The 21,359-nt window shown below is 64.0% G+C and carries 10 protein-coding genes, 1 pseudogene and 1 riboswitch; of the genes and pseudogenes, 7 read left to right on the top strand and 4 right to left on the bottom strand.

The window, feature by feature from the left end:
• Window positions 1-629: 629 nt before the first annotated feature.
• The 3 genes and pseudogenes from FIV42_RS17410 to dnaK all read left to right on the top strand — a co-directional run.
• A complete protein-coding gene (locus FIV42_RS17410) occupies window positions 630-5,180 on the top strand; it encodes a tetratricopeptide repeat protein (protein ID WP_141198922.1) in 4,551 nt (1,516 codons plus the stop codon).
• 6 nt (window positions 5,181-5,186) lie between these two features.
• Window positions 5,187-7,400, top strand: coding sequence for a DUF4388 domain-containing protein (locus tag FIV42_RS17405; protein ID WP_141198921.1), 2,214 nt, complete (start codon window positions 5,187-5,189; stop codon window positions 7,398-7,400).
• A gap of 120 nt (window positions 7,401-7,520) precedes the next feature.
• Window positions 7,521-9,065: pseudogene (dnaK, locus tag FIV42_RS17400) on the top strand (molecular chaperone DnaK); the annotation flags it as partial.
• A gap of 215 nt (window positions 9,066-9,280) precedes the next feature.
• Here the strand turns inward: dnaK and glgP are convergent.
• Complete coding sequence (gene glgP / locus FIV42_RS17395) at window positions 9,281-11,416, bottom strand: alpha-glucan family phosphorylase (RefSeq protein ID WP_141198919.1); 2,136 nt, start codon at window positions 11,414-11,416, stop codon at window positions 9,281-9,283.
• A gap of 262 nt (window positions 11,417-11,678) precedes the next feature.
• Between glgP and FIV42_RS17390 the strand changes: the two genes are divergently transcribed.
• Window positions 11,679-12,623 carry a diacylglycerol/lipid kinase family protein gene (locus FIV42_RS17390; RefSeq protein WP_141198918.1) on the top strand — a complete coding sequence of 315 codons (945 nt, stop codon included), beginning with the start codon at window positions 11,679-11,681 and terminating at the stop codon, window positions 12,621-12,623.
• A gap of 18 nt (window positions 12,624-12,641) precedes the next feature.
• Here FIV42_RS17390 and FIV42_RS17385 read toward each other — a convergent pair whose 3' ends face one another.
• Window positions 12,642-14,648, bottom strand: a complete 2,007-nt coding sequence (locus FIV42_RS17385) for a TonB-dependent receptor plug domain-containing protein (protein ID WP_168210727.1) — start codon at window positions 14,646-14,648, stop codon at window positions 12,642-12,644.
• A 976-nt stretch (window positions 14,649-15,624) separates the two neighbouring features.
• Complete coding sequence (locus tag FIV42_RS17380) at window positions 15,625-16,260, bottom strand: hypothetical protein (RefSeq protein WP_141198916.1); 636 nt, start codon at window positions 16,258-16,260, stop codon at window positions 15,625-15,627.
• A gap of 569 nt (window positions 16,261-16,829) precedes the next feature.
• Window positions 16,830-16,955: riboswitch (cobalamin riboswitch) on the top strand.
• A 137-nt stretch (window positions 16,956-17,092) separates the two neighbouring features.
• Here FIV42_RS17380 and FIV42_RS17375 point away from each other — a divergent pair.
• The 3 genes from FIV42_RS17375 (at window position 17,093) to FIV42_RS17365 (ending at window position 19,730) form a co-directional block, all read left to right on the top strand.
• A complete protein-coding gene (locus tag FIV42_RS17375; protein ID WP_141198915.1) occupies window positions 17,093-17,734 on the top strand; it encodes a hypothetical protein in 642 nt (213 codons plus the stop codon).
• Window positions 17,735-17,833: 99 nt separating this feature from the next.
• On the top strand, window positions 17,834-18,502 hold the full coding sequence (locus FIV42_RS17370) for a cell surface protein (RefSeq protein ID WP_141198914.1): 669 nt from the start codon (window positions 17,834-17,836) through the stop codon (window positions 18,500-18,502).
• Entirely contained in the window at window positions 18,495-19,730 is a 1,236-nt protein-coding gene (locus tag FIV42_RS17365) for a YncE family protein (protein WP_141198913.1), read from the top strand. Before FIV42_RS17370 ends, FIV42_RS17365 begins: the two co-directional genes overlap by 8 nt.
• A gap of 427 nt (window positions 19,731-20,157) precedes the next feature.
• On the opposite strand, the gene FIV42_RS17360 is transcribed toward FIV42_RS17365, so the two are convergent.
• On the bottom strand, window positions 20,158-21,225 hold the full coding sequence (locus FIV42_RS17360) for an IS110 family transposase (protein WP_141196007.1): 1,068 nt from the start codon (window positions 21,223-21,225) through the stop codon (window positions 20,158-20,160).
• Between the last annotated feature and the right edge of the window lie 134 nt (window positions 21,226-21,359).

Raw genomic sequence — 21,359 nt, 5'->3', positions numbered from 1 at the left:
TTATACTCCTCGCAAGCGGCCTTCAGGTTGTTGCCTGCTGGTCGGCCCGGGTTCACCGCTCGGGTAAGACACGCATAGGGCGTGTCGAAGCGGACTTGCATGAGGGCGCGTGCAAGCAGCCGCGGCGACTTGGGAGTCGCGAAACGTGGTGCCCAGAAAAGGAGGTGATCCAGTGCGCAGATCAAAGATACATAACCCGACTGGTGAGGTAGTGACCTCCTAGTTGGTAAGGTCCAGGCGCCGTTGTCCGCTCGGGGCAAGCATACGGACAACGCGGCGGTACTTTACCGCTGAGCCTAGGAAATCCCAGGACACTACCGCTCCCCGCATGGCTTCCGGTACAGTCGGGCCGGACAAGACCCACGAGCAGCCATGCGGGGTTTTTTATTTCTTGGACCCCTCGCCCTCCCCCGATCGAATACACCCGCACGCAGCCACACGCCTCCCCGGCTGCCGATTTTGATTTCCCTACCAATTCAGCACCGTTTCCAAGGTCATTTGCTTGTCAACGCCTACAGCGGGCGGTAAAGTGACGCGTGACTCCATTTCTCGGAACCACAACGGCATAACAGGCGCTTTAGATGCTTTGGGAAGCGTCGTTCCCGTGACGTTTGAAGGAAACGGTTCTTATGAACATTACGTGCCCCTCCTGTTCGGCGGAATACGAGGTCGACTCCTCGCGAGTACCCGCTGACGGTTTGTCGATGCGCTGCCCGAAGTGCTCCCACACCTTTCAAGTCGATCCCGACGACGTCCAAGACGACGGCGGCTCGACCCTGCTCGGCGCCTCGGGGCGTTCGGGCAAAGTCGACCGCTTCTTCGTCAAGCGGCCGACGGGGAAGGTGTTTGGGCCCTTCGACAAGAATGCCATCCGGATGATGCTCGAGGCCGGCAAACTCAGCGGCGACGCCGAGGTCTCGGCGGACAAGGAGAGTTGGCAGGGGCTCGATGAGATCCCCGAATTTGCCGAGTATGCCTCCGGCGGCGACGATCCCGGAATGAACCCCGGCGGCACGATGCTCGGCGGGTGGGCCTCCTCGGTCGTCGACGACGACGAGCCTGAACTGCCTCAAGCCCGTCCGCCCCAACTTCCCAAAGCGAAGGGAGACGGGCCAGGGCTGCCTGCTCCCAAGGGAGCCGACCTTCCGAAGGCGAAAGACAACGGCCCCGGTCTGCCGGCTCCCAAAGGCGCCGGACTTCCCAAGCCCAAAGGCGATGGTCCCGGACTCCCCAAACCTAAAGGGGGCCGTCCCGGGCTGCCCAAACCGAAAGGCCTCAACCTCCCTAAGCCCAAAGGCGACGGCCCTGGCCTGCCTGCGAGCAAAGACGCTGCCGGCCTGCCCGCCAGCAAAGACGCCGCCGGGCTGCCACAGTCGAAAGAAGCCGGCCTGCCACAGTCCGCATCGACCGGCCTGCCACAGTCCGCATCGACCGGGCTGCCGCAAGCCAAATCGGGCGCCCCTGACTTGCCCGCCTCGAAGAACGGCAGTCTTCCTGCGGCCAAAGGCAGCGACAGTCTGCCGCAAGCCAAAGGCGAGGACGCCCTGCCGATCGCGCAAGACGATGATCCGTTCAGCGCTCCGCTCGACGACGAGGACGATCTGTTCGGCGCTCCCGTCGACGACGACGCAGACGATCTGTTCGGCGCTCCGGCCGACGACGAGGACGACCTATTCGGCGCTCCCGTCGACGACGACGAAGACGATCTGTTCGGCGCCCCGGGCGCTCCCGTCGACGACGACGACGAGGACGACCTGTTTGGCGCTCCCGTCGACGATGACGAGGACGACCTGTTCGGCGCTCCCGTCGACGACGACGAAGACGACCTATTCGGCACCCCCGAAGAGGACGAAGATGATCTCTTCGGCGCCCCCGACGATGACGACGACCTGTTCGACGCGCCTGCGGCCGAAGAGGACGACGACGATCTGTTTGCCGCGCCGGTCGACGATGATCCTTTTGGAGCACCGGACGGTGGCGCAGACGCCGGCTTTGGCGACGAAGACTCCGAGGACCTATTCGCCGCGCCGGCCGATGACGACGAGGACGATCTCTTTGAAGATGGCGGCCTAGAAGCCGACGCGCTGTTCGACGATGGCGGAGGTGAGGACGACGACTTTCTGTCGGGTGACGCCAGCTTCTCCTTCCTGGACGACTCGGCCGATGCAGCCGGAGACGACGGGGGTCCTGACGACCTCGCCGGCAAATCGGGTGAGTGGGGCGACGATCTGATGGGCAGCGCCCCGGCCGACGACGCCTTCGATACCGGACGTTTCGACGACGGTGGCGGCGATTCGTGGGATGACGACTTTGGCGGTGGCTTCGACGATGCCGGCCTGGATGACGGTGGCCTCGACGACGACGATCCGTTCCGCCCCGCCTCCTCTGGCCCGCGTCAGCCCGCCTCGCGAGGCATTCCGGCACAAAAGACGCGCGATGAAGCCGTCGAAGAGGACAAAAAGCGTGGCTTGACCACCATGATCGGCGTGCCGTTGGTCGCCCTGTTGGTGATCGGCGGTGCCGGCTATGGCATCTACTCGTATTTCTTCGCCGATTCTGGCGATGAGGTCAAAAAGGTCGTCAAAGACACCGGCCCCAAGACCGTCGACATGAAGATGGCCTCCTCGGACAACTACGGGGATCTACTGGCGGTCATCGACCAGTCGAAAAAGGCCAAGCTCGACGCCGGCGAGGAGCCCAAGCTGCTTGTCGTCGAGTCGCTTTTCCTGTCGCGCTATGACGACAAAGACGTCGCCAAACACGCCGCCAAACTCGCCAAGAAGTACGCCAATGCATCGGGCGGCTGGGAAGCCTTGGCTCGCGGAGCTTACGAAGCTCAAAGCGGCAGCGCCGACGCCGCGCGCTCGTACCTCGAGCCGCTGGTCGGTGAGTCGGGCGAGCTCGGCTACTACGCTCAGCTGATGATGGGCGTCGGTGACGTCATCGCCCTCGAGAAGCACCTGGGCGCCGACGATGCTGCTGCACCGAAGGCCGAAAACGAGCCGGGTGAAAAGGAGACCGAGGACGCGGCGAAGAAAGACGCCGCCGAAAAGGGCAAGGCTGACGGTGAGGGCGCCGAAGCCAACGGAGCTGAAGAGCCCAAACAAGGCGAGGTTGCCGACGCTGAGAAGGCTGGCGAAGGAGCTGAGAAGCCGGACGACAAAGCGGCCGGCGACAAGCGCGCCGAAGAGGCGCCCGAAGCGAAAGACGAGCCCGCGGCCAAAGACAAACAAGTCAAAAAGAAGATCGCCAAGTCCACGGGTTTCGACAGCACCGCCAAGCAACTGGCCGCCCGCGCACGCACGGCATTGAAGGCCGCCAGTGAGGCGAACGCCAAGGCCGCCCTGCCCCACTACTGGCTCGGACGTCTGTACGAACTCGGCGGTGACCGCCAGAAGGCCATCGCCGCATGGAAGTCGGCACTGGAAAAATCGGAGCAGCATATCGCCTCGTTGGTCGACCTTGGCGAGGCCTACTACGAGCGCGGCGACTTGAACAACGCCACCGAGAGCCTCGAGAAGGTGCTCAGCAAGTTCAAGCAACTCGCAGCCGCCAACGAGCAGGCTCGTGCCCACCACCTGGTCGGCCGCGTCCACTCGGCACGCCAGCAGAGCGAAGAGGCGATCAAAGCGTACACCCAGGCGCTGAGCATCGACGCCAGCCGCACCGATACGCTACGCGCGCTGGCCGAGGAGTATGCCGCCGCCGAAAAGTATCAGGAGGCGCTGAACTTCTTTACGAGCAACAAGAATTTGGGCGAAAAGGATCCCGAGGTGATGCTCGGTATCGTGCGCTCGTATATGGGCCTGGAGAAGTGGGACGAAGCGATCCGCCAGCTCGAGGAGGGCGAGAAGCTCTTCCCGAACGACGCACGCTTCCCGCTGTACCTGGGCAAGCTCAACCGCAAACGCGGTGCGTTCTTCGACGCCCAAAAGGCGCTGCAGCGCGCCGTGCAAATCGACCCGGCGCTGCTGTCGGCCCACGCGGCCCTCGCGCAGTTGGCCTGGAAGGTCGACGAAGACGTCGAGAAAGCCGAATCTCATATCCAGCAGATTCGCCAGCAGCCCGAGCAGATCGACGCCGGCGTCGCCACCGACGTCGCCGCCTACTTCAAGATGAGCAACCGACGCGACCTGGCCGAGCAGTGGTACAAGGCATCGCTGCAGCGCGACCCGAACTACTGGCCGGCTCGCCTGGCGCTGGCGCGCATGTACCTGGAGAACGGCGAAGACGAAAAGGCGCTGACCCTCCTCGAGCGAGCTAAAGAAGAGGGGATCCAGGACATCCGCCTGTCGGCTTACCTGGCCGACGCTTATCGCCAGTCCGAGCGCTTCGCCAAGGCCGTCGAGCAGATCAACAAGGTCATCGAGCAGTACCCCAAGAATCAGGAGTATATCTTCATCCGCGGTCGCATCTACTTCGACCAGGGGAACTTCGATACGGCGCGCGAGGACTTCAACAAGGCCTACGAACTCGACCCTCGCTACCACGACGCGTACTTCTTCGTGGGTCGTACGGCCTTCGAGCAGGGCGACTACAAGAAGGCGATGAAGATCTTCCGCCACGTTCTCGATTACCGTCCCAACGAAGGAGAATTTCGTTACTGGATGGGACGTTCCTACGAGGCCGAAGAGCGCCTTACGCAGGCACTCGAGGAGTACCGCAAGGCCACGGCCGTCGACGAGAGCTACGGTTTGACCAACCCGCAACTGTACGTGCGCCGCGGCCGCCTGCTGTCTCGACTCGGCTACTCGGTGCAGGGCAAGCAGGACATTGCCCGCGCGCTGGAGTTGGCGCCCGACATGACCGAGGCGCTCATCGCCATGGGCGAAGCCAACTACGGCGAGCAGAACTATGACGAGGCGATCGAGAACTTCGAGGACGTCCTCGAGAAGCGTCCCGAGCATGCCGAAGTCCAGTACAAGCTCGGCATGGCACTGCAGTACACCGGCAAGGAGCTCGAGAGTGTCGAGCACCTGCAAAACGCAGTGCGCTACGGCTATGACGACCCGGAGGTCTTCCGCACGCTTGGCTATCTCTACAAGCGCATGCGCAAGAACAAGCTGGCGGTCAAGTCGTTCAAAGAGTACCTCAAGCGAATCGCCACCAAGGAGACCGTACCGGTGGCCACCAAGCGCGAGATGCTCCGACAGATTGAAGAACTCGGCGGAAGCCTGTGAGCACGCATGAAGAAGGTCTTTCTCATAACTGAAGATGACACACTGCGCCAAACTGTCGCGCAGTGTGTCGCCAAGCTCGATGCCACCGTAGAAAGTTGCGGCGAATGGTCCGAAGCGAAGGACGCGCTGTTCAAGGACCGCTTCGACGCGGTGTGCATCGACTACGACGCCATCAAAATCGAGGGGCTCGATGCCTTTATCCTGCTGGACAATATTCTCCAGAAGGAGCTGACTCCCGGCGTTCTACTGCTGCGCAAAGCGTCGCAGCGCGCCAAGCAGTTCATCAGTTCGCTCGATTCATTTCGGGACTCCATCGAGCTGGGCGGCGCCGAGCCGAGCGTCGAACTGCTCGCACCTCACCTCCAAGACCTTCTCGCCGAGGCCGCGGCGGATCGAGAGCAGGCGCAGGCTCCAGAAGCCGACGTCGGGCCCACGCTCGTCGAAGTGCACCTGCCCTCCCTCGAAAAGGGGTTGCTCGACAAGGTGAGCTTGCCGCGCGTGCTCTACACCCTGGCGCAGACGCGCGCCACCGGCCTGCTCCAGCTTCAAAACGATAGTATCAAGCGGCGCTACGCCATCCGCGAAGGGCAACCACTCGAACTCAAGAGCGCGGCGTTCTCCGACATCGAGACACTCGCCAGCGCGTTTGCTTGGCAGGGAGGCCAGTACGCGTTTGCGAAGACCAGCGTTCCCGACGGGGAGCCCATCGACGTGCTCCCTTTCATCTTCAACAGCCTCGACCGCCACGTCCCCCAACGACGTGTCATGCAGTCGATGATGCCGCACATGCGCACCTACCCCACGGTCACCAACCTGTGGGCCAAGCGGCGCGATGCGGTCAAAGCCAACGCGATCCTCGACAAGTTCATGAAGGCGTGTGATGGCGAGACGCACCTGGAGAAGGCGCTGGCAGCGCTGGGTGCCGATGCGACCGCCGGGTTCAAGGCGAGCCTGTATGCGCGCCATACCGACCTGATCATGCTGCGCAGCCAGCCCACCCCCGAGGGGGTGAACGTCCAGTACGACGCGGCCGTCGAGCAGGCCCAGCAGCAGCGGGTCGAAGAGGAGAAGAAGGCGACCAAGGCCTACCGCGCCACCGGCACGGGACGTCTCGATCTGGAAAAGGAACTGCACGACTTTCTCGACGAGATCGAGCAGGCGACCCCTTACGAGATCTTCGATGTCTGGGAGGGCTGCGGCCGCGAGCCGATCAAGACCAAGTTCTACAAGATGGTCAAGATGCACCACCCAGACGTCTACGGTGGCAACGTCTCTGGCGACGTCAAACGCCTCGCCCAGGAGATCTTCATCGCCATCAAAGACGCCTACACCGAACTGCTCAAGGTCGAGAAGGAGCAGACGCGACCAGACCCGCGCGAGTCGACCGGCGTTGGCGACTCCATCTCCGAGCCGATGACCTCCGGGCGCACCTCGACGAATTCCGGTGGCAAAAGCGTCGCAGGCCCGTCGACCGAGACGCTGAACACAGGTGTGTCTGCTGCGAGCACCGGCCTCGACGAGCCGAGCTTCGGCGCCGAGCCGGCGACCCAAATGGCATCCGAGGAGGTGGATACCGACGACTCGGCGCGTCAGTCGCGGGTCGAGCGTCTCAAGGCCAAGCGCCGCGCCACGCCCATCGGCCTGGGCCGCGAACCCTCCACGCCGATCGTGCAGGGCAAGACGCGCAAGAGCGAGTTGCGTCAGGGAAGTGAGGAGCGCAAGGCCAGGCTCGAGAAGCTTCGACGCAAGTCCACCAGCGGCACCACCAGCGGGATTCATAACCGCGGAGACAAGGCCAAAAAGGCGTTCAACGAAGGTTATAAAGCCTACCGGGAAAACGAAAACGAGCACCTCGCCTTCCGTTACTTCTCGACGGCCTACAACCTCGAGCCGGACAACCCGACCTACATGACCTTTTACGGCTATTTCCTGTTCCTCAACGAGCCCGACAAGCGCGATGAGGCTCAAAAGGTCTTGGAGAAAGCGATCGAAATTGGCGACCGCCAGTCGCTTCCGGACGCACACCTGTTCCTCGGACATATCCTGAAGGTCAAAGACAAGTCTCGGCAGGCGATGAAGCATTTTAAGATAGCGCACAAGCTCAACCCGAAGTCGCGTGAGGCCGAACGCGAGTTGCGCCTGTACCAGATGCGCCACAAGGACGAGAGCAACGATGAGAGCGACGCGGGCAGCTTTCTTAAAAACTTGTTTAAGAAGTAAATACGCCCTAACCTCGTTGTGTGGCATCGAAATGAGATCACTGGAGGGGCCCATCTGACCGTGGTATGGTGATGGGCCGGCAGCCTAGAATCAGGTTGAGTTTCAAGGAATTAGAATCGTATGGGCAAAATCATCGGAATCGACCTCGGTACGACCAACTCCTGTGTGGCGGTCATCGAAGGCGGCGACCCTCTCGTGCTGCCGAACAGTGAAGGTTCGCGCACCACTCCGTCGATGGTCGGCTTTACGGAAGACGATGAGCGTTTCGTCGGTCAGCAGGCCAAGCGCCAGGCGATCATCAATCCCGAGCGCACCATCTACGACATCAAGCGGATGATCGGCCAGAAGTACAACTCGTCTCTGGTCAAGAAGCTCAAAAAGACGCTTCCCTACGAGATTGTCGAGAACACCAACGGCGACGCCTGGGTGGAGGTCAGCGGGCAGCAGTACAGCCCCCAAGAGATCTCGGCGATGATCCTGCGCAAGATGAAGCAGACGGCGGAGGATTATTTCGGCGAAGAGATCGAGGAAGCCGTCATCACCGTGCCGGCTTATTTCAACGACGCCCAGCGCAGCGCGACCAAAGACGCCGGCAAGATCGCCGGCCTGACGGTGCGCCGCATCATCAACGAGCCGACCGCTGCCGCCCTCGCCTACGGCTACTCGAAGACCGACGACGCCAACCTGATCGTGTTCGACTTGGGCGGCGGAACCTTCGACGTCTCCGTGGTCCAGCTTCGCGGCGGCGTCTTTGAGGTCGCCGCCACCTGCGGTGACAACCACCTGGGCGGCGAAGACTTCGACCGCGCCATCCTCGACTTTTTGCTCGAGCGATTCAAAGACGAGACGGGCATCGACGTCTCCGAGGACAAAATGGCGCTTCAGCGGCTCAAGGAGGCCGCCGAGAACGCCAAGTGTGAGCTGTCGACGCTGACCGAGACCAACATCAACTTGCCCTTCCTGGCGGTTGACGACGCCGGCCCGCGCCACCTTTCGCTGTCCCTGTCGCGCTCGCAGCTCAATGACCTGTGCTACGACTTGGTCGAGCGTCTCGAGAAGCCGTGCCGCACGGCGATGAAGGATGCAGGCATCCAGCCCTCCGACATCGACGACGTGCTGCTCGTCGGCGGCATGACCCGCATGCCCCTGGTTCAGGAGAAGGTCGAAGAGATCTTTACCTGCAAGCCGAGCAAAGGGGTCAACCCCGACGAGGTCGTCGCCGTGGGCGCCGCCATCCAATCGGGCATCCTCGGCGGTGAAGTCCAGGAGGTCATCCTACTCGACGTCACCCCGCTCAGCCTGGGCATTCGCGTGGCGGGCGATCGCTTCTCGAAGATCATCCAGAAGAACACCTCCATCCCCACGCGTGAGACCAAGATCTTCACCACCACCGAAGCCAATCAGGACATGGTGACGATCACGGTGCTGCAGGGCGAGGAGCAAACCGCCAGCGAGAACACGCTATTGGGCATGTTCAACCTGACGGGCATCCCGCCGCAGCCCAAGGGCAAGCCGCGCATCGAGGTGGCCTTCGAGATCGACACCGACGGCATCGTCGCGGTGTCCGCCAAAGATTTGAACACCGACAAGAGTCAGTCGATCACGGTCGAAGGCCACTCCGGTCTGTCCGAAGAGGAATTGCAGCGGGCGATGAAACGCCAACAAACGGCGTAGTGAGCAAAAAGCTAATGAGCTAAAAAGCTAATGAGCTAAAAAGCTAATGAGCTAAAAAGCTAAAAAGCTAAAAAGCTAAAAAGCTAATGAGCTAATGAGCTAAAAAGTCAAAGAGGGCGCCCGCCGATGCGAGCGCCCTCTTTGCTTTTTCCCTTCTTCGCTTTTTTGCTTCTTCGCTTCTTTGCTCTTTTGCTTCTTCGCCGCCTCTACATCTCCGCGCTGGTCGCGCCGCTGGCCGGCAGGTAGGCGTGGTTCAGGTAGTCGAGCAGCATGCGGCTCGCGCAAAAGCGCCAGCCGAGGCTGATAATGCTCCACTTGACCCGCTCGATCCACTCGCGGGGCATGCCCGTCTGATCTTTGTCGTAGTACAGCGGGATGACTTCGTTCTCGAGCACCTTGTAGAGCTCTTTGGCGTCGTGGGCGTCCTGCTTGCCCGGGTCGGCGTACTCGGTGCCGTTTCCAATCGCGAAACCATTACGCCCGTCGTAGGCCTCGGCCCACCAACCGTCGAGGATCGAGCAGTTGAGCGCGCCGTTGAGGACGACCTTCTGGCCGCTGGTACCACAGGCTTCCTGCGGGCGACGCGGGTTGTTGAGCCAGACGTCGACGCCCTGGAGCATGTGGCGGGCGATATTCATGTCGTAGTCCGTCAAGAACACGATCCGCCCCTCGAAGACCGGGTCGGTGGTCGCCTTGACGATCTTCTGGATGAGCGCTTTTCCGTACTCGTCGGCCGGGTGGGCCTTGCCGGCGAAGACCAACTGGACGGGGCGTTCGGCGTCGTTGATCAGCTTTTTGAACCGCTCCATGTCGCGCATGAGCAAGTCGGCGCGCTTGTAGGTCGCGAAGCGCCGCGCAAAGCCAATCGTCAGGGTCTCCTGGTCGAAGCCACTGCCGGGCGTGACCTGGCCCTCTTTGTCGCCGCTGGGCGCCTTTTGGTTCTGCACGCGCTCGTTGATGAAATCGATGAGCTTGGACTTCAAGAGCTGGTGGGTCTCCCACAACTCTCCGGGCTCGAGGTTGCCCAAGCCCGCCCAACCCTCGCGGGTGGCGAGACGGTTCTCCCAGCCCGGCTCGAGATACTTGTCGTACAACCCGCGCATCTCCGGGGCGAGGAACGAGTTGACGTGCACGCCGTTGGTGATGTGGCCGATGGGCACGTCCTTGACCTCGCGCTCGGGCCACAGGTCTTTCCACATGCGTCGGCTGACCTCGCCGTGCAGGTTACTGACGCCGTTGCGGTACCGGCTCATCTTGAGCGCCAAGACAGTCATGCAGAACGGCTCGTTGGGGTCGTCGAGATCGATGCGCCCGTAGCCGTGGAACTGACGATGGTCGAGCTTGAGCTTGGGGCGCATCCAGCCGAGCATGTCCTCGAAGAGCTGGATGGGGAAGCGGTCGTGGCCGGCGGGCACCGGGGTGTGCGTGGTGAACACCGTCTGGCGCATGACCTTGTCGCGCGCCTCGTCGAAGAAGAGCTCCTCGCGCTCCATATAACGCCGGGCGAGCTCGAAGGTGGCAAACGCGCTGTGGCCCTCGTTGAGATGATAGACGCCGGGGGTGATATCGAGCGCTTCGAGCGCGCGCACCCCGCCGATGCCCAGCAAGATCTCCTGGCGGATACGCATGCGCTGGTCGCCGCCGTACAATTGGCTGGTCAGCTGGCGGTCCTCCGGGTTGTTACCCGGCACATCCGAGTCGAGCATCAACAGCTGGTTTCGGCCCACGGGGGCCCGCCAGATGTGGGATTTGATGGTGCCCTGGCCCACCTCGACCTCGATGGTCACCGGCCGGCCGTCCTCGTTTTTGACCTTGGTCAGCGGCAGCGTCTCGATGTCGGTGCGGCCATACTCCTCTTGCTGCCAGCCGTTGCTGTCGATGGACTGCTGGAAGTAGCCCAGCGGGTAGAACAGACCCACCCCGACGATGGGAATGCCGAGGTCGCTCGAAGCCTTCATGTGGTCGCCGGCGAGGATGCCCAGTCCGCCCGAATAGATCGGGAATGACTCGTGGATGCCGAACTCGGCGCAGAAGTAGGCCACCGGCTTGGTGTGCAGGGTGCCGGCGCTCATGCACGCCTTCGGGCCGGACTTGTCGACGTAGTCACGCAGCTTTCGATGGGCATTCTGGATGCGGCTGGCCACCGCGGTGCGCTGGGCGCGATCTTCGATCTCTTTGGGCGACAGGGCGTCCAAAAACGCGATCGGATTGTGGTTGGTCTTGTGCCACAGCTCCGGGTCGAGGTCGCGAAAGACCAACCAGCCGTCAGGTTGCCAGCACCACCACAGGTTTTGGGCAATCTCTTCGAGCTTCTGAACCAACGGAAATCTGTTATCTGCCATGACCAACGCCTCTTGTCCTGCTAGTCACTGAACGCGGCCGGTCGCCACCGGACGCGGTGAATTAATATCCATTCAAACCATCAACATCGAGCCATATATCTGACCGGCCGTCTCGCCGGCCCCCCACATCGTTGCCCCTGCCATCGTTGCACCTGCCGCGCCAAAGCAGTTGCGCTTGCCGCGGGAAAGGTCACTTTGCTATTCCTTCTATGGTTTAGCAATCGCCTGAGGTTTAGCAAGGCTCGCCCACGGAGTACAGCAGATGCCCGGCATCGGAATTATCAGCAACCCTCACAGCCGCCGCAACCGGCGCCATCCCGAACAGATGCGCCGGCTCGCCTACATCTTGGGCCAAGACGACACCTACGAGCTGACTAACCGCATCGAGGACGTCAGCGACGCCGCCCGTCAATTCCGGGACAACGACATCGACATCCTGGCGCTCAACGGCGGTGACGGCACCAACCATGTCACCTTGACCAAGTTCATCGAGGTGTGGGGTGACGCCCCCCTTCCCAAGGTAGCCCTTCTTCGTGGGGGTACCATGAACACTGTGTCCAACGCGGTCGGAGTCAAGGGCACGCCGGCGCGGCTGTTGGCGAATCTGGTCGAAAAATACTACACCAAACAGCCCTTCGAGACGACCGAGCGCGACCTGCTGGCCGTCCGCGACGAGACGGGCACGCGCTACGGATTCATCTTCGGCAACGGCCTGGTGGCCAACTTTCTGGAGCTGTACTACGGCACCGGCAATCCGAGCCCGACCACCGCCGCCAAGCTTCTGGCCAAAGCCGTGGCCACGATGCCCTTCGACAGCGACATCAACCGCGAGCTGTTCCGCCCGTTTCGCGCGCGCATCGAGCTCGACGACGAGGTCTGGCAAGAGCGCGACTACACCGCTGTGCTCGCCTCGACGGTCGACCAGATCGGGCTGGGCTTCCGCCCGTTTATCCGCAGCGAAGAGTCGGCGGGGGCGTTCCACCTGCTCGGGGTCACCGAAGGCGCGGTGGGCACCGCCCTGCAACTGCCGCGCATTCGACTGGGACTGCCCGTCCCCGAAGACGTCTTCCGGTCGGCAGTGTCGGCCAAGGCGGTGTTCGTCTCCGACGAGCCCATTGCCTACACCATCGACGGCGACATGCACGTGGCCGACAGTGGGGAAGTCACGCTCGAGGCGGGGCCGAGGGTCGAGATCATCATCAAGTAACTCTTCCCCCACTCCCCCCTACTCCCCAAACTCCACGCTCACCGCCCCATAAAACGCCCGCCCCGGCAACGGCCTCTGCAGGCTGTCGGCCCCTCGCCGGTTGTCGGCCAGGTTGCGGGCGTTGAAGGTCAGCTCGACCCAGTCGACCGGCGCGAACGCCGCGCCCAGGTCCGCCGTCCAAAACGGCGGGTTGGAGATATGGCCGAAGTTGTCGAAGTAGACTCGGCTTCGCCAGAAGCCCTCGCCGAACAGACGCATCGAAGACACACCGTCGAAGGGCCCCAGCCCGCCCAATTCGACCTCCGCGCGCACCGAGCCCTGGTGGACCGGCTGGCCGAGCAAGGTCACCCCGTCGGGAAGCCCGTCGAGGGTGGCGTCAGTCAGCGTGTAGCTTGCAAGCAGGTCGACACGCTCACTCGGCCGCACCGACAGCGTCGTCTCGACGCCCTGGCTCGTCCCCGCCCCCAGATTCTGGGCCTGAAACTTCCACGCCGACACGGCCACAAAGTAGATCGACTCGTCGAGCGCGTTGCGAAAGTAGATCGCTTCGAGCGATACGGGGCCCTCCTCGGGCCCGAGCCGCACGCCGGCGTCGGCGCTCAGCGCGCGCTCCGGGGCGAGGTCGGGATTGCCCTCCAGGCCGGCCATGCGCAGGTAGAGCTCGTCGAAATCGGGCGCACGGAAGGTGCGCGCGAGGTTCGACTTGAACTCCAACCACCGGTGCGCCCGCCAGATCGCCCCCACCGACGGCATCAGCGGCGTCCACGCACGGTCGGCGGCCGCCTGGCGCGCGTCCTTCAAGTGCTCGAGGCGCAGCGCGGCGACGAGGCTGACGGCGTCGCCCGCCAGCAGCAACTCGTTCGACACGCCCGCCGCCAGGCTCAGCCGCGAGGCTTCGATGCTCGACCGGTCGGTCGCGTCGGCGAAGACCTCCTCGTGCGCCGCCTCGTAGCTTTGCCGGCGGCCCTCGAGCGTCAGGTGCAGGATATCCCCGAACGCAAAGAAGGTGCTCGCCTGCGCGTCGACCTCGAAGGTGTGCAGGGTCGAGGTGTCCGAGATCTGCGCGCCGCCCAGGTACGACTCCGGATTGTCGTAGTCGGTGTCGCGCCGCCCGTAGCCCGCCATCGCGCGAGCATCCATCGCGCCCCAATCGCCTGCAGCGAGGTTTCGCTGCCGCCAGGCGAGCTGGCCGACGAGGCGCCTCTGGTCGACGCGCGCCTCGTCGAAGCGCTCGGGCGACTCGCTGGGCCCGGGCGCGCCGCCCGAGCCCCCGTCGTACATCACCAGCGGCTCGAGGTGGCCCTCGCCGACGTCGACGCGCCCGGCCGCCAGCACGCTCAACTGCCGGTGGTCGTTGTTCACGCGCTCCTGCGCGGTGCCCTGCCGGTCGACAAACGCGAAGTCGCCCTCGCTCTGGCGCCAACCGGCGTCGAGGCGCACCGCGTACGACTCCCCGCCGTAGGCCGTATGCCCGAAGACTCCGTAGGTCGCGTAGCTTCCGCCCAGCCCGGTCGCCGCGCCCTGCCAGCCGGCGTCGTTCTTCGGCAGCCGCGTACGCAGGTCGAGCGCCCCGCTGAGCGCCCCCGCCCCGTGCACGGCCCCCGCCGCCCCGCGATACACGTCGACCGCCTCCACCCCCGCAAGCGACAAGCTCCCCACGTCGAACCCCACCCCCGCCGGCGCGCTGATGCGCATCCCGTTGAGCGACACGGCGAGCTGGCGCGAATTGCCCCCGCGCACCGTCGCAAACGCCGGACGCCCGAAGCTCGACGTCTGGCGCACCGTCACCCCGGGCACCCGCTCGAGTTCGTCGCCGAGATCGCGCCCACTCCCGGTCGCCTCGTCGACCTCGACGCGGGTGACGAAGCCGGAGGGCAGGCGCGCATCGTCGACCGACCGCTCCTTGGGCGAGACGGTCTTGACGGTGTTCTCGTCGGGCTCTTCGGCGTCTTCGGCGCGGGCGAGGCCGGGCGCCAGCAGCAGCGTGGCGAGGAGGCAGGTGGGTATGTGGGACGGCTTTTTCACGGGGCGGATCGTGGCAGACTTCGCGTCGATCTTGCAAGGACGTTGATCGGGGCGCGGCGCGGTCTCCCGGCCGCAGCTTGTGTGTTCTTGGCTTAGCTGACCTCCTCTGCTTGTTGCGGCGGACATGTTCGGCGCGCCGGAGGCGACGCCGGCGGGCGGGGACGCCCGCGCCCCGACCTGGTTGTGAGCCCCGGCAAGGTTGAGGCGAACATGTTCGGCGCGCCGGAGGCGACGCCGGCGGGCGGGGACGCCCGCGCCCCGACCTGGTTGTGAGCCCCGGCAAGGTTGAGGCGAACATGTTCGGCGCGCCGGAGGCGACGCCGGCGGGCGGGGACGCCCGCGCCCCGACCCGCGCGAGGCTTACAGGTCGGGGCGCGGCGCCTCCGGCCCGCCCTGCGGTCTCCCGGCCGCAGCTTGCGTGTCCCTCGCTGCGCTCCTCACACCAGTCGGGGCGCGGCGCCTCCGGCCCGCCCTGCGGTCTCCCGGCCGCAGCTTGCGTGTTCTTCGCGCTGGCTGGGCGCCTCTGCTTGTTGCGGCAGACATGTTCGGCGCGCCGGAGGCGACGCCGACGGGCGGGGACGCCCGCGCCTCCGGCCCGCCCTGCGGTCTCCCGGCCGCAGCTTGCGTGTTCTTCGCGCTGGCTGGGCGCCTCTGCTTGTTGCGGCAGACATGTTCGGCGCGCCGGAGGCGACGCCGGCGGGCGGGGACGCCCGCGCCCCGACCCGCGCGAGGCTTACAGGTCGGGGCGCGGCGCCTCCGGCCCGCCCTGCGGTCTCCCGGCCGCAGCTTGCGTGTTCTTCGCGCTGGCTGGGCGCCTCTGCTTGTTGCGGCAGACATGTTCGGCGCGCCGGAGGCGACGCCGGCGGGCGGGGACGCCCGCGCCCCGACCCGCGCGAGGCTTACAGGTCGGGGCGCGGCGCCTCCGGCCCGCCCTGCGGTCTCCCGGCCGCAGCTTGCGTGTCCCTCGCTGCGCGCCTCAAAACCCGTTATCCCAAAATCCATCCTTGTTCTGCTCGAACCACCGCCGCAACTCCTCCTTGTCGAACGGCGAGTCGTGAATGCTCGAAAACTCCCAATCCCACGGATCCTCCACAAGCCCCGCCCGCACCGGATTGAACCAGATATACCGCTGCACGTTGAAATCGTGCACCTCGTCGCGGATGTAGCGGTCGAAGGTCCCGGGCATCCACACCGGCGCCTCGACGTCCTCCGACACCTTGATGATCTCCTTGGCCGTAAACGACTTGATCTCTCCGGCCACCCGCGTCGGTATCTTCCGCCCGTTGCGGTAGGAGACATGGGCGTGGTTCGGCATCACCACCCAGTCCTTGAGGTCGTATTTGCGTCCGTCGCACCACAAAATGCTGTCGCGCACGATCGCAGCAACCTCCGGGCGCTCCAAAATGCAGGAGCCGCGGCCCTCGTCGAGAAACCGCGCCACGATTTTGTGACGCTCTTCGGGGCTATCGGCCGTCGCCTCCATGCGTTTGAATGATGCGACGGGCAGTGAATCGTGCAGTCTCAACGTGATCGTCTGACCGTGTTCGGTGTGAATGTGGGGCAGGTAGCCCCGCGAGTACTTGATCTCTGTATTGATCTCTGTATTCGTCATTGTGTCTCCTTCTGTCGATGGTCGTGGGGCGTTGGCGCCCCTATTACGGTTATCGGCAGAAGAGAGATTTTGTTGCGTGGATCGTGGCGTGGCGGCAGCCACGCGCCGATTTCTCTGTTTGCTGCTCGTCGATGGGACACGTTCGGCGCGCCCCGATCTGTGCGGGGCGTACAGGTCGGGGCGCGGCGCCTCCGGCCCGCCCTGCGGTCTCCCGGCCGCAGCTTGCGTGTCCCTAGCTGCGCGCCTCAACAAGCTTCGCCCTCCACACACACTCGGACCGTCCCAACACAAAGCCGCCTTGCCTTCCGACCCCCTTCGAGGGGTCCAAACACAAAGCCGCTTTGCCTTCCGACCCCCTTCGAGGGGTCCAAATACAAAGCCGCTTTGTCTTCCGCCCCCCTTCGAGGGGTCCAATCACAAACGCGCCTTGTGATCTCCCCCCCTTCGATCGCTCCGATCGCAAACCGGCTTTGTGTCGCGCCCCGTGGAACCGCGCCGTCGCCCCGCCCCACACCTTCACATTTGACGCCGCGACCTCCCGCCTGCTACTAGACAAATCCGCAACCACGCAGGAAGCCGGTGGAAAACCGGCGCTGCCCCCGCAACTGTAAGCGGTGACGAACTCGACGAATCCACTGGCTCCTAACGGAGTTGGGAAGGTGTCGGGCGAGGATGACCCGCAAGCCAGGATATTGCGTGCTGCGACATAGCCATTTTTCGCTTCGGGTCGGAAGCGTGCGGCGCGTGGGTTCGACGCGGCTTACCGTGTTTTCTCTCCCTCTGCTCCTCTCTGCTCCTCGACCCGAACCCATGCTACTTGAGGAGTACCCCCATGATGTTTTCGAAGCTGTGTAACCTGCGCCGGTGGGGCGCGCTGACGTGCATTCTCGCCTTTTCGCTCGCGCTCGCCGCTTGCGGCGATGACGACGACACCACCAACAACGCCGCCAACAACACGGCCGCCGACGCCGGCTCTGACGTGACGGAGCAAGATACCGGCGCCGATGAGGATACCGGGTCCGAGGAAGATGCGTTCACCGACGATACCGGCACCGACGACGACACCGGTACCGACGAAGATACCGGCACTGACGCCGGTACCGACGAAGATACCGGCACCGATGAGGACGCCGGCGCCGCCACGATCGAGGTCGAGGGCACCTACACCACCCAATTCGACACGACCGAGACGATCACCGCCGACATGTGGAACGACAATCCCATCGAGGATTTCGACAACGCCGACAACTGGGCGGTGACCTACACCCCGCAGGATGCCGAGTACAACCCGGACACCTACAGCAAGCTGGTGTGGACCGAGCCCGACAGCCAGGGCGCGTTCTTCTACTGCATCGTCGACTACGGGCTGGAGACCGCCGAGGCGGCGCGCACGACGGGGGAGACGGCCGACGACACCGATCCGGCCAACGGTGGCTGCGGTGGGTTTTCGTGGACGCAGATGACCCCGGAGTGATCGCCGGTGGGCGATCGTTTGGGCTTCTCGAGCAGAGGTAGGTGTGTGATGTGCAACGGCAAACTGTCTTGGGGTCTTGGGTCTTGGAGGCTTGTGGTCTTGAGTCTTGGGGTCTTGGGGCTTGGCGTGGGTTGTGGGGAGGCGGCCGATGGGCCGGCCGAGCCGTCGCTCTATGCGACCGAGGTCGTGTCGTTCGAGCCGGGCAAGGGAGCCGGATGGGGGCAGCACTACCTGCCGGACAACGTGCTCGGGGAGCCCGACGGGGCGTTCAGCAGCACGCCTGCGGCCGAGCGCCACTGGGTGCTCAGCCTGGGGGCGGGCGGCGAGATCGTGCTCGGCTTCGACCGGGCGATCGTCGACGGTCCCGGGGCCGATTTCGTGGTCTTCGAAAACGCGTTTTGGATTCGTGACAACCCCGACGAGGTGTGGGCCGAGCTCGCCGAGGTGTCGGTCAGCGCCGACGGCGAGACCTGGCATACCTTCGAGTGCTCCGACGAGCCCACCAAGCCGGGCCGCTGGCCCGGGTGCGCGGGCTGGACGCCCACCAACGCCTACGACCCCGCGGCCGTCGTCCCCCTCGACCCGCAGATCACCGGCGGTGACGCGTTCGACTTGGCCGACCTGAACTGGGACGACCAGAATTCGGGTAACCAGCGCGTCGACCGGGTGCGCTACGTGCGCATCCGCGACATGCTCGACAACACCAACTCCGAGGCCGACAACGTCGGCTTCGACCTCGACGCGGTGGGCGTGGTGCATGGTGAGTAGGCGATTGCACAACCCCGGACTCCCTTCGGTCGCCCGGGGCTACCGAGGCCGCGCAACACTGCGCGCGGCGCGCTCGCTGTGCTCGCTTGTCGTGGTTGTGGCGCTCTGCTTGGTTGGGTGCGGGGAGCCTGACGAGGCAGGGGGTCCGACGCGCTCTTACGAGGCCGCGGGGCCCGTCTGTGAGGCGGGCCCGAGCGCGCCCCGCGCGACCGTCTGGGCCGACTTCCAGACGCTCGGTGCCGACCCCAACGCCATCGCCCGCGGCGACGGATACCTGTGGGTTGTCGAGAGCAGCGACAACACCGTCAGCCGCTTCGATCCCGCCACCGGCGCCTTCGACGCCTTCTTCATCGACCTCGGGGTTAACCGCAACCCCTACGACCTGTACGTCGACGCGCCCAGAGACCTCGCCTACATCGCCAACCAGGGGGCGAATACGCTCACGGTGGCGAGCACGCAGACCGGCGAGGTCGTCGCCGAGATCGGCGCGGGCACCGAGGCGTTCGACGCCCCGCAGGGGGTCACGGCCAGCGACGACTATATCTACGTGACCAACACGCATCTGCGCGGCCGAGGCTTTGACGAGGGCTCGGTGACCGTGCTCGACCGCGACACGCGCGAGGTTCTCGGGAGCATCCCCACCGCCAAGAAAAACCCGCAATATATCGCCGCCATCGACACGCCCCACGGCCCCCGCATCGCCGTGGTGAGTAGCGGCGCGATTCACTACTCGGGCACGGTCACGTCCGACGGTGCGCTCGAGCTTTGGACCGAGACCGACGACCCGACCGCCCCGGAGCGCCAGATCTTCGCGCTCGAACGCACCGACGACGAGCGCATGGGCGCGCCGGGACGCCCGCTCGTCACCCCGGACGCGACCCGCCTGTACCTCGCCAGCGCCACCGCGCCGGTCCTCTTCGTGTTCGACCTGCAGGCGATGCAGTGGCTGCACGATACGAGCGACCCCCTCGAGGTCTACGCCACCGACGATAAGTCGCTGCACAACGCCACCATCGACGCACGCGGCGTCATCTACCTGACCGCCTTCAACGACGACGCGCTCTACCTGTTCGACACCTCCTGCGACGCAGTGCTCGCCGGGCCCCTCGACCTGGGCACGACCGACGGGTATTTGGAGGGCCCGGTCGATCTGCAGGTGGTCGGCGATGAGGTGTATTTTGTGATGACGTTGTCGAACGTGATGGGGCGGGTGGGGTTGGGATGGTGATCGGGGGACGTTGGATGTGTGGATGATTCGCCACGCCTCCCCCAGCTACGGTCGCTACGCTCCTATGAAGAAGAAGGTCAAGAGCAGAGTGGTTCGTTCCAAGGGGCCCTCGTCTTTTGAGCTTCTAGCCCCCGGCAACACCGGTTGTGTCGTCCGGAACCCCCGTATGTTCGGAGATCTCCTGCGACAAGTCTGGGTGAATGCTCATGGGGGGCATTTATCTAAATCGGGTCGTAGCAAAAGTGCCGACCACGCTCCTATTTGGACCTCGAGGGCCAAGATAAGTTCTGGTCATGCGGGTGGACTAATCTCCCAGTGGAACTCGGCTGGCTTGAGCCGGCTCACGAAGCGACGAGAGTCTCTTCCCGACCAGGTCGTCCCACGCTGTTCACGGACTCGCCAGCTGGCGCTCCGAGTCAGGTGGACGTCACGACCCTCTTAGCACTGTCTTTTCTGCGTTGTAGTGTTCTCCTCGTTTCCAGATGGACAATAAGATCGACGCGAGCTTCCGGGCGATGGTCAGCCGGGCGATCTCCCGGTCCATCCCGTCATCGATCAGTGCAGCCTCATGTGCGCCCCATGCCGGGTCCGTCGTTGCGGCCGTCACTGCGGCGCCTTTGATGATATCTTTGAGCGGCCGGCTGTACTTGTTGTTGAGCCCCATCGTCTGGCCATTGTTCTTTCGCTCGAGGCCTTTTGCTCCTTGCCTCCAATCTGACGTGCTTCGATGCACGACAGCCAATCCGACATACTTGAAGAACTGGCGCTTGCCTCGAAACCGATGGGGGGTGCGCACCCAGCCGATGGTCGCGGCAGCTCGCTTATCACCGAATCCCGGGATGCTCTTGATCCATTCGAAGGCATCGAAGCGCCGAGCCTCAGCGATCATGTCTCGAAGGGCCTCGTCGACCAGTTCATCGAGCAGATCAAGCTGGACATAGAGTCGACGCCCTCGCTGTTGGATGCCGCGCCCTGGAAGCTTCTTGAGCAGTGTCTCGCGAGCCTTTTGATCACATGTGTAGCGCTCTTTGGCGTTTGTCCGAACACCGTAGCCGTCGAAGAGCCCGCATAAACGGTTTTTAATGCGCACTCGATCCGAGATGACCTGCTGATAACTCTTGACCAGATGGCGAATATCACGGCTGCTATGGGAGCCATGGTACACTGGCTTGAGGAATCCACCGCGGAGCAGATCAGCCAGGGTCTCCGCATCGATTTCGTCACTCTTGTCATCTTCGGCAATGAGCTTGTTTCGTCTCGGGTCACACACCACCAGCTTGTCGACAAGCGGATGCAGCGTATCCCACATCCAAGCAGCGTACGGAGACTCTTCAAAGGTCATGTGCACTGTACCGGGGATGGCCATGACCTGCGTCGACAGATTCTCTGCGCTGGTGTGGCCGACCCACTTGCTTACCGTCCTCCCTTGCTCGTCTTTGACCACAACGGTTGAGGTCGACTTGTGAATGTCTGCGCCAACGTACATAGTACTCATCACGCCTCCTTTTGGGTGAATGGTGGATTGGAATCGCAACCACACCGTACACCCTTCAGGGGGCGTTCTTCGATCCTATCTCCCTTCGCAGGGGGCTATCAAAGGGAGGATTCCGCCCTTCGGGCTCCAGGTAG

It is taken from the genome of Persicimonas caeni, from assembly GCF_006517175.1.
Taxonomy (GTDB): domain Bacteria; phylum Myxococcota_A; class Bradymonadia; order Bradymonadales; family Bradymonadaceae; genus Persicimonas; species Persicimonas caeni.
This window is presented reverse-complemented; position numbering and strand designations above follow the sequence as displayed.